Consider the following 19,462-nt stretch of genomic DNA (forward strand, 5'->3'; position numbering starts at 1 on the left):
AATCAGAATTACTTTTATGACTTTTAAAAAACTCATTCTTAAAATTCACTTATGGCTGGGATTAGCATCTGGCTTAATTGTAGTTATATTGGGTATTACGGGATGCTTGTACTCTTTTGAGGAGGAATTACGCCCCATTGTTCATGATTATTATTACGTAGATCAGGTAAAAGAAAAAAAACTGCCTCTGAGCCAGATCATAGAAATTGCAAAAAAAGCCAACAAAAATCCAAAAGAATCTATTTCAGGATGCCGAATACTGAATGAAGATGACCGCACCATAATTATCTGGTTTTATGAAGAATTAAATCCAGATGCCTTTTGGTATTGGAACCAGTACCAAAGCACTTATCTTTATGTAGATCCTTACAGTGGAGTGGTTAAAAAACAGGAAAATGTCAATTTTGAGTTTTTTGTTTTTGTCCGAATGCTGCATCAGACATTATGCCTTAACAGCAAAATTGGAGATCCTATTACTGGAACGGCTACGATTATCTTTATCATTTCCTTAATTACTGGGCTTATTCTTTGGTGGCCAAAAAACAAACAGGCTGCTAAACAACGTTTTTGGTTTCAATGGAAAGACAGCACGAAATGGAAACGAAAAAACTACGATTTACATAATATTCTTGGATTTTATTCCATGCTTTTCGCCTTACTAATTGCACTTACAGGATTGGTTTGGGCATTTCAATCTTATGATAAGGGCGTTCAATGGTTACTTAATGGAGGAAAAACATTTAAAAGAGAAAGAGTAGTTTCAGATACTACTCAATACAGCAAAAACAGACCGCTTGATAAAATTTACGCTTCTGTAAAACAATCACATCCAAAAGCAAAAAGTTATTATCTATTTCTTCCAAAAGAGAATGATTCGCTTGCGACTTACAATACATTTATCAGATACAAAAGTCGCTTTGATGATACCGCTACAGATTATGATCAATATACAGCCAAACCTCTTAGATCAATAAAATATAAAGACAAAAACAATGGCGAGAAATTTAGATTCCTAAATTACGATCTGCATGTTGGCAGCATACTAGGTTTTCCAGGTAAAGTACTTGCCTTTTTTGCCAGTTTGATTTGTGCTAGTTTACCGATTTCAGGCTTTCTAATTTGGTGGGGAAGAAATAATAAAAAAAAGAATGTAACAACTAGTAAATAATGATTGCTGAAAAAATTATAATTTCTATTTTTGCCCTGTTTTGATTTATTCTAAATAACAAACAAGTCCAAAAAAAAAGAAATACCATGAATTATTCAAATTTTGGCTTTAAACAGGTCCTTACCAAAATCTGTTTATTGCTGTTTTTCTCTTGCAATGTATTTGCACAACAAAACTTAGGAAAAATTAAAGGAGTAATTACAACATCAGAAGGCGAATTGGCTGTTGGAGTGAATATCATCCTTAAAAATTCAAAATATAGCACTATCAGTAATGAAGATGGTGCTTTTGAATTTAACCGTTTAAAATCAAACCGTTATACTTTACAAGTTTCATTAACTGGATATGAAACAGTAGAAAAACAAATAACGGTTACAGCTGATGAAACCACCATAATCAATTTAAAATTGACTGTTTCGAATAAAGAGCTAAAAGAAGTTTTTATTAATGCGAATAGAGGAAAATCTTTTCCGAAACAAAGCAACTACGTTTCAAAAATGCCTCTCAAAAACATTGAAAATCCTCAAGTTTACAACATCGTTTCATCTGAATTGATGAAAGAGCAAGCCATTACGAATTATGAAGATGCTCTGAAAAATGTTCCTGGAATCCAGAAATTATGGGAATCGACGGGACGCGGAGGCGACGGAGGCTCCTATTATTCGCTCCGCGGATTTGAAGTTCAGGCAAACATGGTAAATGGTCTACCAGGACTTACCAGCGGAACATTAGACCCTGCCAATATTGAAAGAATTGAAGTGATCAAAGGACCATCTGGAACTTTATTTGGAAGCAGTCTAGTTAGTTACGGGGGACTTATTAATACTGTTACTAAAAAACCTTACAGCGGTTTTGGAGGCGAAGTTTCCTATCTAACAGGAAGCTTCGGTTTAAATCGAGCTACAGTAGATTTGAATACTTCTTTAGATAAAACCAATTCTCTTTTGTTTAGAATTAATTCTTCATTTCAAACAGAGAACAGTTTTCAGGATGCTGGTTTTAGAACTTCTTATTTTATTGCTCCAAGTTTATCCTATAAAGTAAATGAAAGACTTTCTTTTTTAGTCAATACAGAATTTATGACAGAAGAAAAAACAACACCGTCAATGTTGTTTTTAGGAAGAGATGCTCCTTTGCAATTTGCCAATTTAGCTGAACTGAACTATAATACCAATTTATCTTTTTATAGTAATGACCTGCCTATAAAAAATCCTCGATTTAATTTACAAGCCCATATGAATTATAAAATTTCTTCAAAATGGACTTCGCAAACTGTTTATTCCAGAGGAACTTCTAAGTCAAAAGGATATTACTCTTATATTTATGATAATGAAGACGGAAACGGAGATTTTGCTTTATGGATTACCAATGAAAATTCGCAAACGGCAACTACAGACATACAGCAGAATTTTATAGGAGACGTTAAAATCGGTCCCATGCGAAATCGAATTGTTGCTGGTCTTGATTATTTCAAAAGAGATGTCACTTTTAGAGGTACAGGCTATGGAAAACTTTATAATCTGACACCACAAGGAGAAATTAGGCAATTTGATAATCTTAATCCAAATTACCTGACTGTTGCTTCTGTCGATAATTTACTTGCAGCAGAACCTGGACCAGATTATCAATCTAAAGATGCTACTTACAGCGCTTATGTTTCAGATGTACTTAATATATTTCCCACTTTTATGGTAATGGCCAGTTTAAGAGTCGATTATTTTGATACAGAAGGAAACGTTAAAACAGATAATGATAATTATACACAAACAGCTTTGTCACCAAAATTTGGAGTAGTCTATCAACCAATTAAAGACCAATTGTCTGTTTTTGCTAATTATATGAATGGTTTTAAAAATATAGCACCTAGTGCAATCTACGATAATAATGGAAATTTCATTGGTTCACAAACTTTTAAACCTGAGCATGCGAATCAACTAGAAGCAGGAGTAAAAACTGATTTATTTTCAGATAAATTGACTACAACAATAAGCTATTATACTATTAATGTAGCTAATTTGGTAACGAGTAATCCAATGTATAGCGCTCAAGGCGGAGAAGCAAGAAGCAACGGTTTTGAAGTCGACTTAAATGCTTCACCAATAAAAGGTCTAAGCATTATTGCAGGCTACAGTTATAATGACAGCAAAATTACCAAAGGAGACGAAAACAATGTTTGGCTAGATCAAGGAAAAAGACCGTTTTGGGCTGGTCCTAAAAACTTAATAAACTTTTGGACAAGTTATAAATTTGACGAAGGTTTATTAGAGAATTTTGGTCTTGGTTTTGGAGGAAATTATGCCAGTGATAATGCCATTTTAGACAGTGAAGTGACAGGGAAATTTATTCTTCCTTCTTATACTGTCCTTAATAGTTCGGTTTTTTACAATGCAACTAAATTCCGCATAAGCTTAAATGTCAATAATATTACAAACAAAGATTATTTTAACGGAGGCTGGTCAACAGTAAATCCTCAAAAACCTAGAAATGTCGTAGCAAGTTTTGCCTACAAATTCTAAATAAAATTTAAATCACAAAAAAGCCTCAAAGCCATTTAATATTTTATGGATTTTGAGACTTTTTATGCTTTTTAATTTTTAATTATTCTAAATAAGGTTTATGTTTGTAAAAAATATCATTCTACTAATTTTAAACTTGATCGTATGAAATCAAATACACTAAAAACATTAACTTTTTTATTTTTAATGCTTTTTGCTGCACCTCAAATCTTTGCTCACGCACTTTGGATCGAAACTAAAGCAACTGGAACAAAGGGAAAAGCTCAGGAAATTTCTATTTACTTTGGAGAATTCTCTGATAACGACATTACAAAAGCCGATAAATGGTTTTCAGATTTAAAAGATTTCACTTTAGTAGTTATTTCTCCTTCAAAAAAAGAAACTAAACTTACTTCTAAAGCTTTAGACAATAAATATCAAGCTTTCTTTACTCCAACAGAAGATGGAGTTTACACTATTGTAATGCAGCATACTGTAAAAGATATTTATGGCACAATGAAATTAGATTATAACTCAAGTGCAACTGTAGTTGTCGGAAACAAAGCTTCAGGAAACAATATTACAGCCAATACAAACAAAATTGCTGTTTTCTCAGAAAATGCAGATTTAGCTAAAAAAGACACAAAAGTTACCGGAGTAGCTTCTTACGAAGGTGCTATTGCCAAGGAAGCAAAAATTAAAGTTATCGCTCCAAACGGATGGGAAAAAGAATTATGGACAAACGATAAAGGAGAATTCTCTTTTACACCAATCTGGTCTGGAAACTACATGGTAGAATATGCTCATACTGACAAAGCTTCTGGAGAACATAATGGTAAAAAGTACGATGAAATCTGGAAAATGGCTACTTACCAAATCGTTGTAAAATAATTCCATTAAAATATATTCTTAGATTTAATTTCGATTGAAAAAACCTTGCTTCACGGCAAGGTTTTTTTTAAACATTAATACAAAATTAAAATATCATTAGAAAATTCTTAAGCAAATCTTAAGAAAGAACTAAGCAAGGTTTAAGTAAGAAAACCACTTCATAATTTCCTGTTAAAGAAGATGTGTATTTATATTTGCACTCGATAATTTTTATTGAATCTAAATAAATACCATGAAATATAATTTACTATTAGCACTAGGATTATTGAGTTTTGTCTCTTACGGTCAGGATTATTCAGGTAGGGAAACTACTTCATCAGTCACCGATACTGTAAAAAATAAAAAAGGAGAAACTCTTAATGAAGTTTTAATCACCGCAAATAAACCTAAAAAACCAATTGAAGCTGCCCGTTCCGGAATTAAAGTAATGGACTTGCCACAAAGTGTTCAAATCGTTGGCAGCGAAATTATAGAACAACAGCAAGCTATCAGATTAAGTGAAGTAGTAAAGAACTTAAATGGTGTTTATGTTGGATCTGCTCGTGGTGGCGCGCAGGAATCTTTCTTTTCAAGAGGATATGATATGAGTACCAATAACATGTTTAAAAACGGTTTCCGCTATAATGCGGGTTCAATTCCTGAAGTTTCTTCTTTAGAGAAGGTAGAATTCTTAAAAGGAGGTTCTGCTTTATTGTATGGAAATGTAGCTCCGGGGGGAATCATGAATTTGGTTACTAAAACACCAAAATTTACTCAGGGTGGTGAAGTATCTATGCAATTAGGAAGTTACGCTTATTACAAACCTTCTATTGATTTTTATGGTCCTTTAAATAAATCTATTGCATACCGTTTTACAGGATCTTATGAAAACTCTGAAAGCTTCAGAGATTATGTTAAAAACGAACGTATTTATGTAAATCCTTCATTTTTATTTCATCTGTCAGATAAAACCCAAATTACTTTACAAGGAGATTATTTAAGTGCCGACTGGACTCCGGATTTTGGTACCGGAATTTATGGAAAGACTATTTTAGACCTTCCTCGTAACGAATTTTACGGAGCACTTTGGTCAACTGCAAATACTAAATCTTCCAGTGCATCTATGTTATTTAATCATGAGTTTAATAAAAACTGGAAATTAAATTTTAATTCTTCTTATCAATACTATAGAAGAGCACAAACTTCTACTGCACAATTAAGTACAATTGACGCTAACGGAAACTGGAAACGCGGTTTAACAAAATCAGATGCTGCTGAAAACATTTTTGGTGATCAATTAAGTCTTCAGGGAACTTTTAATACAGGATCAATCAAACATCAGATATTTACCGGGGTTGATTATGAAGATTCTATTGCTCCTAGTTATACTTTTGGATTCTATGCTCCTGGAAAACCTGCAGACCTTTTAACAACAGAAGCTACCGCTATAAACTTATATAATTACGATTATAGCACGCAAAGTACTGTTATTCCTTATCCAACAAGAACTACTCAATTAACGAATACAGAAACTCAACGTTTTGGAGCCTATTTTCAAGATTTAGTTTCAATAAATAAATACATAAAAGTTCTGGCAGGATTACGCTGGTCATGGCAAGAAAGCGAAGCTACCACTACAAAAGAAGTTATAGAGAAAAAGAATAATGTAAATGTCATTACAACTACTTACGAAAATGCAATACCTGTAACAGGAGCAAAAGCAATAAATAAAGCTTTTTCACCAAAAGCTGGATTGGTTGTACAGCCTACTAAAGACTTATCTTTATTTGCAAGTTATTCTAATTCTTTTACTCCAAACACAGGAACAACAGTTGATGCAAAACCTTTAGATCCATCTATTATAGATCAATATGAAGCAGGTGTAAAAAAAGATTTCTGGGGAGGTCTTTTGAGTACAAACGTTACAGTTTATCAAATTACAAATAACAATTTAGCACAAACTGCTCCTTTTTTAGCAGATGGTGTTACACAAAATGCTAACACTTCTATTAAAGAGTTAGTAGGAGCTACAAAAGGAAAAGGTGTTGAGATTGATATTACAGCCTATCCTGTAGAAGGATTAAATATTATCGCTGGTTATAGTTTTAACGAAACTAAAGTATCAAAATCATCAGGAACAAATGGAAGTCTTGTTGTTGGAGATGTTTTAGCAAGAACTCCAAGAAATACTGCTAATTTGAGCTTTTTCTATAAATTGCCTAGCGGTTTATTTAAAGGATTAACTTTTGGAGCTATTGGTAACTATATTGGTGATCGTACTGGAGGATGGAATGATGATTATCTTTGGACAGCAGTTACTCCTACTCCAACGAATCCAAAGCCAGATCCAGCTTACACTATAACTATTAGAGATCGTGATATTCCGTTAGAAGGATACGTTACTGTGGATGCTTCTCTTGGTTATGAATGGAGAAAGTTCTCAATCTTATGCCGATTATCAAACATTACAAACGAGTTAAACTATACAGTTCACGAAAATTATAGTGTAAACCCCATAGCACCACGTCAGGTTATGACAAGTCTTCGTTATAAATTCTAAAATATTGAATTAGATTTTTGATTAATCCCAAGATTTTCTGTAAAAAAAGAAAATCTTGGGATTTCTTTTTAAACAAAATAATACTTCAATTAATACTACTACTTTTACTGAAATTAATATTCAGATGTCAGATTCCACACAAAACCAATTAAAGAAAACATTAGGTCTAAGTTTTAATATTGCCGTATTAATTGGCGGAACAATTGGAGTTGGGATTTTACGTACTCCAGGTTCCATAGCAGGATTATTAGATAATTACTGGCTAATTCTTGCTTCTTGGCTTTTTGGCGGTTTATATGTTTTATTGGGAGCGAATTCTTATTCTGAACTGGCAACAATGTTACCAAAAGCCGGCGGTTCTTATAATTACATCAAAAGAGCTTTGGGTGATTATGCAGGTTTTCTTTCGGGTTGGTACGATTATATCGTCAATGCTATTCCGCCCGCATTTTACTGTATTGTGATTAGTGAATATACTATTATTTTATTTCCAGAATTGACTAATTATTCTACGGTAATATCAATTTCTTTACTCGTTGCATTTATTTTATTACACTTAAGCGGAGTGAAAAACGGAAGCGTAATTCAGCAGATTACCAGTTTTTTAAAAGTGATTTGTTTTGTGGCTTTGGTAATTGCTTGTTTTATGTATTCAGGAGTTGAAGTTCCAAAAATCAAAACCAATAGTTCCTTCTTTCAAATCGGAATTATTTTTGGCTTTTTTAAGTCATTACAGCTTATTATAGGAACTTATAACGGCTGGAACGCCGTTTGTTTTTTGCTGAAGAAAATGATGATCCAAGCAAAAACATTCCGAAATCTTTATGTAGCGGAGTTTTGCTCGTTGTCGTAATTTATATTCTAGTAAATGCTGCCTTTTTTCATGTTTTACCAATCGAAACTTTAGCCAAATCAAATTTGGCAGCAGCCGATGTTGCTAAAATACTTTTTGGAGAAAATGGTGCTAAAATCGTTACTATAATTTCTATTTTCTCTTTAATAAGTATTCTGAATGCTTTTATGATGATTCCACCAAGAATTCTTTACGGATTGAGCCGAGACGGATTTTTCATCAAAGAGGGAACACAAGTCAATAAAGGCGGAACACCAATTGTAGCGCTTTTGGTTTCATCTCTTTTCAGCTTGTTTTTAATCTGTATTGGTTCTTTTGAAGTATTGTTTTCTTTCGCCGCTTTTATCTCTATAATTGTTTGGGGACTGGCCTATTATTCACTTTTAAGACTAAGAACAACTGAACCAGATTTACCAAGGCCTTATCGTTCTTTTTTGTACCCTTGGACCACTATAATAGCGATTATTATTTCGATTGGATTATTATTAGGCTTTATTTATAGCGATCCTATTGCTTTTGCTCTAATTATTGGAATTACATTGATTTCTTATCCTTTGTTTTTGGTTTTGAAGAGAAAAAAATAGCCACGAATTCACGAATTTTTATTTTTATAATCTATGTGTTTAGAAATTCACGAATTACAAAGATTGAAAAAACATGATACGTCACCCGAGCGATAGCGATATACGAACTAATTTGTGGTGGAACAGCTTAAAACCATAAATTCAACAAGTTTCTTTCGATTTATTTTTCTTTTCAAAAAGAAAAATATGACATTTACAATTCAGAAAAACACATAAGACAAGAACTTATCCTACTATTCAAATAATAAACTTAATGAAAAAACTAATTCCATTTATTGGGGCTATACTACTAATTTTAACATCTTGCTCAAATAATGAAACGACAGATGAAACTGATGTACCCAACGAAAGTACTAATACTCCCAAAGAAAACACTAGAGCTTTAATTAAAACAATTCAAGAAGTAAGCTCTTCTCCAGATTCACCAACGAAGTTTAGTTACGATGGTTTTAAAATCACTGAGGCAAGCGCTGATAAGCTTTATGTTGGCATTTATAAAATTAAATACACATATACAGGAGATTTAATTACCAAAGAGGAGGGATACGTTAATGATGACTTGCGTGTTAATAATGAATATTCATATGAAGACAATAAACTAAAAACTGCAATATTTAAAAACGGTAATGGACTTTACGCTCCTCTTAATGAAACCAAATTAGTTTATAATTACGTTTCTGAGAATATTGTAGATATTGATATTTATTCTTATAGCTTAGCTCTTAACGTCTGGTATTTGAGCGATCCATTTCCAAAAGCAAGACTTTATTTTAAGGACGGTAATATAATAAAAAGAGAGAAGTTTACTGCAGACGGAAAAATATATTCTACTATTACACAAGAGTATGATAAAAATCCTAATATTTATAAAAACATCACAGGGTTTGATAAATTATTTTTTGCTTATACTTTTCAAAACGTTTTTAACAGACATCTTGACATTTTTGACATTAGCAATTCTAATAATGTAATTTTTTTCAGCGAACAAATAAATGGATTCTTTACTGAAGTTTATCGATATAGTTATGATCTTAATATAGATGGTTACCCAAAAGAGCAGCGCGATCATTATAGTACTAACCAAATGCTATATCTTATCAAAAAAAATTATACTTATTATTAATTTTTCATAATCCAATAAAAAACAAAAAATCCCAATACTATAATTTCAGTATTGGGATTTATGTTATAAAGAAACTCTTATTTCAATCCAGCTAAACTCTGCTCGATCGTGGCAATTTTTGCCAAAGCATCAGCTTGTTTTTGTTTTTCTATGTTTAAAACTTTTTCAGGAGCTCCGTTTACGAATTTCTCGTTTGAAAGTTTTGCTTCTACTGATTTCAAGAATCCTTTTGTATAATTCAATTCTTCTGTCAGTTTTGCGATTTCAGCTTCAACGTCTATATTTCCTGTAATCGGAATGAAATATTCATTTGATTTTACACGGAAAGATAAAGCGCCATCTACTTTTTCAGAAACATATTCGAAAGCAGAAACGTTTCCTAATTTCGTAATGATTGAATCAAAATAAGTCGAAACATTTTCGCTGTTGATTCCTTTTAATTCGATTGCATCTTTAAACGGAATATTTTTATCTTTTCTAATGGTTCTAATTCCAGAAATCACTTCAATTGAATTTTCAAAATCAGCAATTAATTTAGCGTCAAAAGGTTTTAACTCTGGCCAAGTCGAAACGATTAAAGCTTCCTCTGGAGTTCTTTCTGCAATCAATTGCCAAATTTCCTCAGTTAAGAAAGGCATAAATGGATGAAGTAATTTCAAATTACTTTCTAACATTTCGATCGCTTTCGCGAAAGTTACGCTGTCAATTGGTTGTTGATACGCTGGCTTGATCATTTCTAAGAACCAAGAACAGAAATCATCCCAAACCAATTTATAAATTGCCATTAGAGAATCTGAAATTCTGTATTTCTCAAAATTATCTTCGATGTCAACTAAAGTCTGCTGTAATTTCGCTTCGTACCATTCGATTGCTACTTTTGATGATTCTGGCTGCGCGATAGTTTCTGAAACCTCCCAACCTTTAATCAATTTGAATGCATTCCAAATCTTGTTTGAGAACGCTTTTCCTTGATTACACAATTCTTCGTCAAACATGATATCGTTTCCTGCAGAAGCGCTTAAAAGCAATCCTACACGAACACCATCAGCACCAAATTTATCGATCAAATCTAGAGGATCAGGAGAATTTCCTAATGATTTAGACATTTTACGACGTTGTTTATCACGAACTAAACCTGTCAAATATACATTTGTAAATGGTTTTTCGCCAGCATATTCATAACCTGCAATAATCATTCTTGCAACCCAGAAAAATAAAATATCCGGACCTGTAACCAAGTCATTTGTTGGATAGTAATATTTGAAATCTGGACTTTCTGGATCCATAATTCCACCAAAAACAGACATTGGCCATAACCATGATGAAAACCACGTGTCTAACGCATCAACATCTTGTTTAAGGTTGTCGGTTGTTAGTTGTTGGTTGTTGGTTTTTTCTTTTGCTAAAGCTAATGCATCTTCAATATTTTCTGCTACTACGAAATCTTCTTTTCCGTCTCCATAATAGTATGCTGGAATTTGTTGTCCCCACCATAACTGACGAGAAATATTCCAATCGCGAATGTTGTTTAACCAATGTGCATACGTGTTTTCAAAACGTTTTGGATGTAATTTAATATCTCCTGTTTCTAAAACCGATTTAATTGCTGGTTTTACCAAATCGTCCATTTTAAGAAACCATTGATCTGATAATCTTGGTTCGATTACGGCTTTAGTTCTTTCAGAAGTTCCTACTTTATTTAAGTGAATTTCTGTTTTTGCTAAAGCTCCGATTTCTTGAAGTTCTTTTTCGATTTCTTTACGAACCACAAAACGATCTTTTCCTTGATAATGTAATCCGAAGCTGTTTAAAGTCGCGTCTTCATTAAAAATATCAACGATTTCAAGATTGTGCTTTTCACCTAAAGTTTTATCATTCATATCGTGCGCAGGCGTTACTTTCAAACATCCTGTACCGAATTCTACATCTACATATTCATCTTCAATAATTGGAATTACTCTTCCGCAGATTGGAACAATCGCTTTCTTCCCTTTTAAATATGTAAAACGCTCATCGTTTGGATTAATACAGATAGCAGTATCTCCAAAGATAGTCTCAGGACGTGTCGTTGCAATGGTCAAGAAATCTTCTGAACCTTCGATTTTATATTTTAAGAAAAATAATTTTCCTTGTTGTTCTTCGTAAATTACTTCTTCGTCAGATAAAGTTGTTTTAGCTTCCGGATCCCAGTTAACCATACGGTATCCTCTGTAGATTAATCCTTTGTTATATAAATCAACAAACGATTTAATTACAGATGCCGACATATCCGGATCCATTGTAAATTTAGTGCGTTCCCAATCGCAAGAAGCTCCTAATTTCTTAAGTTGTTCCAAGATTGTTCCACCATATTTATCTGTCCATTCCCAAGCGTGTTTTAGGAATTCTTCACGAGTTAAATCATTTTTATTGATCCCTTCTGCTTTTAATTTTGCCACCACTTTTGCTTCAGTAGCGATAGAAGCGTGATCCGTTCCCGGAACCCAACAAGCGTTAAATCCTTTAAGACGCGCGCGACGAATTAAAACATCCTGAATCGTATTATTCAACATATGTCCCATGTGAAGGACTCCAGTGACGTTTGGCGGCGGGATTACAATTGTATAAGGTGTTCTATGATCAGGTTCTGAATGAAAATAGTTATTTTTCATCCAATACTCATACCATTTGTTCTCAATCGCTTTAGCGTCAAATTGTGCTGGAATTGTCATTTATATATGTTTAATCGTTTATTTGTTTAACCGTTTAACGGTTTTGATTATTAAAATGCAAAATTGAATTATTTAATTATTTTTCTGTTCTAAAAGCATCATTTATAATTCAATCCCAACGATCAAACAAATAAACGATTAAACAGTTAAACAAAAATTTGGTTCAATTTTTGTAATTATAATTGACAGCAAAAGTAAATAATTAAGTAGACTATAAAAAGAGAAATAATAATTTGTGTGTTAATTAAAAGAATGTATATTTACTTACAATTAAAAAACGATTTCATATGAAAAATGCAGCCTCTTTTATTGCAGTCTTATTGTTTAGCGCAATAAGTTATGCACAAAATGGCCCAAAAATTGAATTTGCAGCCCCAGACAATACAATTGATTATGGAAAAATTTCTAAAACTGATAACGGACTGCGCTCCTTTGAATTTACTAATACTGGAGACGCTCCTTTATTAATTACAGGCGCAGAATCAACTGTAAGTTCTATTGTGGTTACAAAACCATCGGTAGCAATTCAGCCGGGCAAAAAAGGAAAAATAGATGTTAAATACAATATGGCTTCAGGACCAATTCGTAAAACAATTACTGTTGAAACAAATGCAGTAAACTATCCTGACGGGCGCGTAGCTCTTAAAATTAAAGGTGAAGTTTTATAAAAAACTTAAATTATAAATTACAAAAGCCGTTTCTTTAATTAGAAACGGCTTTTTATTTTAATATCAAGTTTATTTAGTCCCTGTTCCGCATTGTGCTAAGTCAAACTTATATTTCACACGATCAAAATCGATTGGTTTGTCTTTTACCAAATAGGTAACCCCCATTGTAGTCTGCATGGTTCCGTTTCCTAAAATAAGCTGCTTATCACGTTTTAACAATGCCATTGGATTTTTAAAAGTTTTGTCTTTACTGGCTGATTCTCTAAAAGTATAATCGACAAACAAGGTATCTCCATGAAACTCACCAGCCACCTCACCAGTTCTAACAGTTACAGGAGCAACTTTCATCACCATTTGTCCCGACACTTTACCATTTTTTAAAGTATTCAGTTTTAAATCGATTGTATCTTGTTCGTATATCGCTTTATAGCATTCTGTACTTACAATTGTTTCTGCATCTGCTTTTGCAGCAGCGGCTTCTTTTTGTTTTTCTTCATTTTTACAACTTTGAAATCCGATGCAGATTACAAGAAGACAAGGTAAAACTAGATTTTTCATATTTTCGTTATTTATGTTTCAAGGTTATTCTATAAAATTAAAGAAAAAAGAAATCAACAAAAAGATTTTAGCAAAATTTTCTTAAAAAAATGAAACCCGACAGTCCCAAAAATTCGGGATAAAAACCTGTCGGGTTTACTTGAAAAATTATAAATTCTTAATTACGAATTCGGATCTTCTGTTTAGCTCATGATCTTCTTCAGAACAAGCCTCATCCGTTTTGCATTTTATAATTGGAACCGATTCTCCGTATCCTTTTGCAGCAACTCTTTTAGCCTCTATTCCAGATTGAATGATAAACTCTCGGGTTGAATTGGCTCTTTTTTGAGATAAATCTTCATTGAATTTTGCATTTCCTCTCGAATCGGTATGCGATCCAATTTCGATTATCATTCCTGGATATTTCTTCATCAAATCTACTACTCTTCCTAAAACCACTTTTGACTCCTTACGGATATACCACATATTATAATCAAAATAAATTGGATCTGTTTTGATAATTAATCGGTCTTTATCTTTTATCACATCTTTTTCCTGTGCTAAAATCTCTTTTACTTTTTCCTGTTTTTTAACCTCTGCAGCAGCAATTTCTTGTTCTTTAGCTTTTTTCTCTTTTTGTTTTAATTCGATTGCAACAAGTTCAGCTTTTTTCTTGTTTTCTTCTTCTATAATAATTTCCTGCTGTCTTTTCTTTTCCGCTTTTTCCTTCTCTTCCAGTTTGATAGCTTCTAAAGATTTTAAAGCTAATGAAGCATCATTTGTTTTATCTCTTGTTTTATCTAAAGTCAATGCTTTTGACTCATTTGTATATTTTTCTTTAAAAGCCGAAACTTTATAAGAAGCTTCGCAGGCAACGGTAAAACTGAATTTTCCATCGGCAGCAGTTGTAATGGTGTTCAAAGTTTTATTTTCTGAATCTTGTAAAATTACAGTTGCATTTTCTAGTGCCAATTTGGTATCAACATCAGTAATCGTTCCTGCAATAAATTGTTTGCAATCTTCTACAATTAAGTCTTTGATTTCTTTGAATTGATAAATATCATCGCCTCCTTTTCCTCCTTCTCTATTGGATGCAAAAAAGCCTTCTTTCGTATTCGAATCAATATTAAAAGCAAAATCGTCTGAATTAGAGTTTAAAGGCAATCCAATATTTACTGGTTTTGAATATTCATTTCCGTTTATTTCAGAAACAAAAACATCCAAAGATCCATAGCCTAAATGTCCATCTGAAGAAAAATAAAGTTTATTATCCTCAGAAGCAAAAGGAAACTGCTCTCTTTTACTTGTATTAATTTCTGGCCCTAAATTCTTTGGCGTATCAAATGCTCCTCTATTGACATTGACCGAATAAATATCAAAAGACCCTAAAGAACCCGGCATATCTGAAGCAAAATACAAGATTCTTTCGTCAGCGCTTAAAGCTGGATGTTCCGTTGAATAATTCGGACTATTGAATGGCAATGATGTTACATTTGCCCATTTTCCATTTACCAATTCGGCTTTAAAAATCTGAAGGTTTGAGATTTTCTTATCGTCTCTCTTTTTTCTTCCATTTTTAGAATTGTTGCGGGTAAAGTACATCGTTTTGCCATCCTTTGTAAAAACAGCATTCGATTCATGCATTCCAGTTTTTAGTTCTTTAGCAAAATAATGTACAATCGAATCTGATGCATTGATATTTTTCAAGGGAATTTTTACAAGATTCAAATAAGTTTCATTACCCCATTTGTACTTTTTATCAAATAGATTCGGTTTCAATTTAACTCCCGCAAAAACCAAATTATCCTTGTATTTTACTGCACCAAATTCAGAATTTGGTGTATTTATAGCTAAATTTTTAATATCAAAACGCTTTCCAATTGCCGAAACATTTTCCAGTGTTTTTAAATCTTTTTCAAAATTAACAAGATCTTCTGAATTGGATGATTTTGAATAATATTCTTTTAAAGCAGCGTTGGCATCATCATAGCTATTGGTTGCTTTTAAAGTTTGTGCATATCTAAAATAATATTCTCGATCTAAATTATTGCCATAATTATTAACCAAAAGTCGATAGTAACGCTGTGCTTTAACCAAATTGTTAGTATAGAAATAAGAATCTGCTAAGTTTTTTATTATTTCCTGCGAAGGTTTTTCTTCTGCAAGTCTTTCGTATAAAACAATTGCTTCGGTATAATAAGTTCTATCAAAGAATTTCTTTGCTCTAGCTAAATCTTGATTCTGAGCATTTATAAACTGTATTGAAAATACGAATATAATAACGAGTAGTTTTTTCATATTTTTCATTTTAGAAGAATCTTGGTGATTTATCAAAACCTTTTCCTAATAGATCTAAATCAAACAACAACATGATTTCATGTGTTCCTGAATTAAACTGACCAAAATTTGTCAGCGTATAATCATAAGCATAACCCACTCTCAAAGTAGGTGTTACATTGATATTAAATAATGTACTTACAGAATCGTCGATTCGATAGGCTGCACCAAACTCAAACTTTTCGTTGTACAAAACATTGGCCGTAACATCCAAAGTTATCGGAGCTCCTTTTACAAATTTTGACATAAAGGCAGGCTTCAATTTCAACATATCATTCAGTTGAAAAACATAACCTGCAGTTAAAAAAGTATGTATTTCTTCTGAGCCAAAAGCATTAACTCCTGATTTTTCTTGGATATATTTTGATTTCAGTAAATTCGGAACTGATAATCCAACATAAAGATTATCCCTGAAATAATAAGCTCCGACTCCAATATTAGGTTTGGTCGCGTTTATATTTTCTGAAAAAGCAAAATCAGTCTGTGGATCTGTAAAACGAAAACCATTAAAGTTGCTTGTCATAGAGGAAAATCCTGCTTTTAAACCCAGCGATAATTTATTTTGACCACCTAATTTCAAAACATAAGCAAAATCAGCGTAGACATTGTTTTCTTTTTTAGCACCATCACCAATATCATCTGAGATGAACGAGATTCCTGCTTCTATTTTTTCTGTAATGGCACTATGTCCAAAAAAGGTAAAGGTTTTTGGAGCTCCTACCGCCCCAACCCATTGTGTCCTGTATAGTCCTCCAAAATTCATCATGGCAGGTACTCCTGTTGCGTAGGCTGGATTGACTATGCTCATATTATACATATAATGAGTGTACTCCGGATCTTGCTGCGCAGCAACTGATAAGTAAAAAAGGAAATTTATAAAGAGTAGTATTTTTTTCATTTAAAAATTATATTAGAATATAATAAAGAGATTTAGCGGTTCAAATAAAGACGGCCTTGTTTTGGCGGTTTATTGTCTTTATTAAAATGCAATACATAAAAATAAACTCCGTTGGGTGCAATTCCGCCAGCTATACCGCTCCTTTCGTAATTCATGCCATCCCAGGCTGGTTTATTTTTATCTCCTTTATACATACCATTTCCGTATCTATTATAAATTTCAAGAGTATAATTTGGGTATAAAAATTCAATATCTTTTATCACAAACGAATCATTAACACCATCTCCATTTGGCGAAAATCCATCGGGAACAAAAAAGTCATTTGGTGTATCATCACAAGATGTTAAGGTTACTGTGACTTCGACATATTCTGACGAAAAGCAATCTGTACTTGGGAAATTAAATCCGTAATATTTTCCTTGTTCAATTAATGGAGTTGTTGCTGATAAGAGATTTCCATTTGGAGCATCATACCAGACTACAGTTGAAGGTACATTGGTATTATTGGACAAATCGGCAATAGTTGGATTATTTAGTCCACAGAAATTTTGTCCATCTGAATTTAATACCGGAACTGGCGAATCGTTTATGGTAACGACAACCAATGCAGGTTCTGAAGTACAGCCTGCAACGGAAGTTTCTCTCACATAATAATTACCCGATTGTAACAATACTGTACTTGCAAGTGGAGTTACTGCTGTCTGAGAATTATACCATTTATATTGATTCCCGTTTGGAACTAAATTTGCAACTGCAGCTTCATCTACTTTACAAAATGATTGTGGATTTACAGTTGGCGCAACTGGAATTGGATGTATAATAAAACTATCTAATACATTGCTCAAACTTACATCGCATCCAGTAATGTTATTTTTTAAATTGGCTAAGGAAATAATTGTTGATCCCGTATTTAAAAGCAGATTTGCAGGAATTTGAAATTCAGCTTTTCCTCCAGCTGGCGTAAGATTTATTATTTCGGAAGCTAAATTATCCCCTAAAAGCATATAGGAAATTGTTATATCGGTAAGGTTGCCTAACCCAGAAATTACGGCTGTAACAGGGTCATTAAGACATTGATCATTTACCACAACACTAACAGTTGCAGCATTTTGAAGAGGATTTATAACTAAATTCCCTCTTACATTTGCTGAATTTGTACATCCTGTTACTGTATTTGTAATACTTGTAATTACAATAGTTGATGCACCACTGTTTCTATTTAAATTTCCTGGAATTATAAAATCTGATTTTCCTCCCGAAACTGTAATATTCTGACTTTGTCCTAATGCAAAATTATCTCCTGTAACATTATAAGTAATATTATAATTACCATCTGGCAGCAAAGCGGCATTTGTCAAATGTGCTTGGGCATCTTTATTCTGACAGGTGGGATCTAAGTTTAAAGTTGCACCATCAAGTCTTGGAATTGCATGTATTTCTAGTACATCAAATAAATTATTTATAATATTTGCACAGGCTCCTTTACTTGAAGTTGCTTTGATTTTTATAATCGTCAAAGTAAATTTTCCAACTTGTCTAAAATAAGAGGAAGAAACTGGAAAATTAAAGACTCCATTCACAAAACTAGATGTTACACTTTCTGTTCCTCCATTTGGTCCAGATACATTAAATGTTACTTCATATTGTCCATTTGGTATAGCTTGTGTCCCCTGAGTCAATATGGCAGCATAGGTTGCTGTTGGTATTTCTGGCTCGCAAATATCTTTGACGACATCAACTTTTGCACCAGTAAAATCAAGTTGTTTTTCTATGGTAACATTTACCACTGCTGTTTTATCAGGACAGACTTTATTATTAGGAACAGAAACAGTATAACTATATTTATACTCCCCTGGCCCACGCTGCTTATATAATTCTTCTAAATTTACAATAGAATCAGATGCAGTTGCCAATCCTGGACCAGACCATTCGCCTCCTTTATCCTGACCAGAAAGTCTTGTATTTAAATCTAAAGCTGTGTACTGTGAAATTTGAGTTTCGGCACAAATTAATAAATCACTGGGAGTTCCTTCCTTTGGTGCTTTAACTACCGCAATAATTACCTTTACGGATTGAGAAGGTTCACTACAACCTGGTACAGGTGGTACAGTATAAGTATATTCATAAGCTCCATCTTTATCAGTTATAGGAATCGAAGACGTGGGTACAGGTTTTCCATCGCTGTCAGTCCAGTTTCCATTTGTATGTGGTGCCATAACTGTACCATTAAAAGCAGTGAAAAGATTGAAAAAATTTTCATCACTACACACTGTCGCGTATGGAGCAGGAACACCTGCATACGGACCAATAGTTATGGTTACTCTTGCCGTATTGTTTGTACAGCCAGCTGTAGCGGGAGCGGTATAAGTATATACATAAGTTCCACCGCTGTTTATAAGCTGGGCATTCAACTTTCCGTTTACAGCATCTAAACCGCGAGAAGTAGTTCCTGTCCAAGTCCCCCCTGGCACTGGTGATCCACCCAATAGAGAAAACAATGAAATAGACTGATTTGCCAGATCTGTAATAGTGGCACACAAATCCAATTGTCCATTAGTTCCTGCGCATTGAGCAGTTACTTTTACGGGTAAAATCAATAAAAAAGTAAAAACAAATAATATTTGTAAGAAATTAATGTAGTTTTTTACCATAGATTAA

Annotated in this window: 11 protein-coding genes and 1 pseudogene; 7 read left to right on the forward strand and 5 right to left on the reverse strand. The window is 33.0% G+C overall.

Features of this window, described 5'->3' with window-relative positions; all coding sequences use genetic code 11:
* The first annotated feature begins 16 nt into the window (after positions 1-16).
* From GSY47_RS13980 to GSY47_RS14005, 6 genes and pseudogenes are all read left to right on the forward strand, one after another.
* Entirely contained in the window at positions 17-1,168 is a 1,152-nt protein-coding gene (locus GSY47_RS13980) for a PepSY-associated TM helix domain-containing protein (RefSeq protein WP_179007144.1), read from the forward strand.
* Positions 1,169-1,254: 86 nt separating this feature from the next.
* A complete protein-coding gene (locus GSY47_RS13985) occupies positions 1,255-3,684 on the forward strand; it encodes a TonB-dependent receptor (RefSeq protein WP_179007141.1) in 2,430 nt (809 codons plus the stop codon).
* Positions 3,685-3,828: 144 nt separating this feature from the next.
* On the forward strand, positions 3,829-4,554 hold the full coding sequence (locus tag GSY47_RS13990; protein ID WP_179007138.1) for a DUF4198 domain-containing protein: 726 nt from the start codon (positions 3,829-3,831) through the stop codon (positions 4,552-4,554).
* Between the two features lie 232 nt (positions 4,555-4,786).
* Positions 4,787-7,093 carry a TonB-dependent siderophore receptor gene (locus tag GSY47_RS13995; protein ID WP_179007134.1) on the forward strand — a complete coding sequence of 769 codons (2,307 nt, stop codon included), beginning with the start codon at positions 4,787-4,789 and terminating at the stop codon, positions 7,091-7,093.
* A 124-nt stretch (positions 7,094-7,217) separates the two neighbouring features.
* A pseudogene (locus tag GSY47_RS14000) lies at positions 7,218-8,530 on the forward strand (APC family permease).
* 253 nt (positions 8,531-8,783) lie between these two features.
* A complete protein-coding gene (locus tag GSY47_RS14005) occupies positions 8,784-9,653 on the forward strand; it encodes a hypothetical protein (RefSeq protein WP_179007130.1) in 870 nt (289 codons plus the stop codon).
* Positions 9,654-9,730: 77 nt separating this feature from the next.
* Here GSY47_RS14005 and GSY47_RS14010 read toward each other — a convergent pair whose 3' ends face one another.
* Entirely contained in the window at positions 9,731-12,364 is a 2,634-nt protein-coding gene (locus tag GSY47_RS14010; protein ID WP_179007127.1) for a valine--tRNA ligase, read from the reverse strand.
* Positions 12,365-12,651: 287 nt separating this feature from the next.
* On the opposite strand from GSY47_RS14010, the gene GSY47_RS14015 reads away from it, so the two are divergent.
* The gene (locus GSY47_RS14015; RefSeq protein WP_179007103.1) at positions 12,652-13,032 is read left to right on the forward strand and encodes a DUF1573 domain-containing protein; all 381 of its coding nucleotides are present in this window, start codon (positions 12,652-12,654) and stop codon (positions 13,030-13,032) included.
* A 69-nt stretch (positions 13,033-13,101) separates the two neighbouring features.
* Here the strand turns inward: GSY47_RS14015 and GSY47_RS14020 are convergent, their stop codons facing one another.
* The 4 genes from GSY47_RS14020 to GSY47_RS14035 form a co-directional block, all read right to left on the reverse strand.
* Positions 13,102-13,590, reverse strand: coding sequence for a hypothetical protein (locus GSY47_RS14020; RefSeq protein WP_219071412.1), 489 nt, complete (start codon positions 13,588-13,590; stop codon positions 13,102-13,104).
* A gap of 147 nt (positions 13,591-13,737) precedes the next feature.
* Complete coding sequence (locus tag GSY47_RS14025; protein ID WP_179007096.1) at positions 13,738-15,867, reverse strand: OmpA family protein; 2,130 nt, start codon at positions 15,865-15,867, stop codon at positions 13,738-13,740.
* A gap of 10 nt (positions 15,868-15,877) precedes the next feature.
* Positions 15,878-16,804: a PorP/SprF family type IX secretion system membrane protein gene (locus GSY47_RS14030; RefSeq protein ID WP_219071413.1), complete on the reverse strand. Its 927-nt coding sequence runs from the start codon at positions 16,802-16,804 to the stop codon at positions 15,878-15,880.
* Between the two features lie 32 nt (positions 16,805-16,836).
* A complete protein-coding gene (locus tag GSY47_RS14035; protein ID WP_219071414.1) occupies positions 16,837-19,455 on the reverse strand; it encodes a gliding motility-associated C-terminal domain-containing protein in 2,619 nt (872 codons plus the stop codon).
* Positions 19,456-19,462 lie beyond the last annotated feature (7 nt).

It is taken from the genome of Flavobacterium quisquiliarum (genome assembly GCF_019308285.1).
Taxonomy (GTDB): domain Bacteria; phylum Bacteroidota; class Bacteroidia; order Flavobacteriales; family Flavobacteriaceae; genus Flavobacterium; species Flavobacterium quisquiliarum.

Coding starts and splice junctions, on each gene's coding strand:
- GSY47_RS13980 (WP_179007144.1), top strand. CDS start 17: ATGACTTTTAAAAAACTCATTCTTAAAATTCACTTATGGCTGGGATTA.
- GSY47_RS13985 (WP_179007141.1), top strand. CDS start 1,255: ATGAATTATTCAAATTTTGGCTTTAAACAGGTCCTTACCAAAATCTGT.
- GSY47_RS13990 (WP_179007138.1), top strand. CDS start 3,829: ATGAAATCAAATACACTAAAAACATTAACTTTTTTATTTTTAATGCTT.
- GSY47_RS13995 (WP_179007134.1), top strand. CDS start 4,787: ATGAAATATAATTTACTATTAGCACTAGGATTATTGAGTTTTGTCTCT.
- GSY47_RS14005 (WP_179007130.1), top strand. CDS start 8,784: ATGAAAAAACTAATTCCATTTATTGGGGCTATACTACTAATTTTAACA.
- GSY47_RS14010 (WP_179007127.1), bottom strand. CDS start 12,364: ATGACAATTCCAGCACAATTTGACGCTAAAGCGATTGAGAACAAATGG.
- GSY47_RS14015 (WP_179007103.1), top strand. CDS start 12,652: ATGAAAAATGCAGCCTCTTTTATTGCAGTCTTATTGTTTAGCGCAATA.
- GSY47_RS14020 (WP_219071412.1), bottom strand. CDS start 13,590: ATGAAAAATCTAGTTTTACCTTGTCTTCTTGTAATCTGCATCGGATTT.
- GSY47_RS14025 (WP_179007096.1), bottom strand. CDS start 15,867: ATGAAAAAACTACTCGTTATTATATTCGTATTTTCAATACAGTTTATA.
- GSY47_RS14030 (WP_219071413.1), bottom strand. CDS start 16,804: ATGAAAAAAATACTACTCTTTATAAATTTCCTTTTTTACTTATCAGTT.
- GSY47_RS14035 (WP_219071414.1), bottom strand. CDS start 19,455: ATGGTAAAAAACTACATTAATTTCTTACAAATATTATTTGTTTTTACT.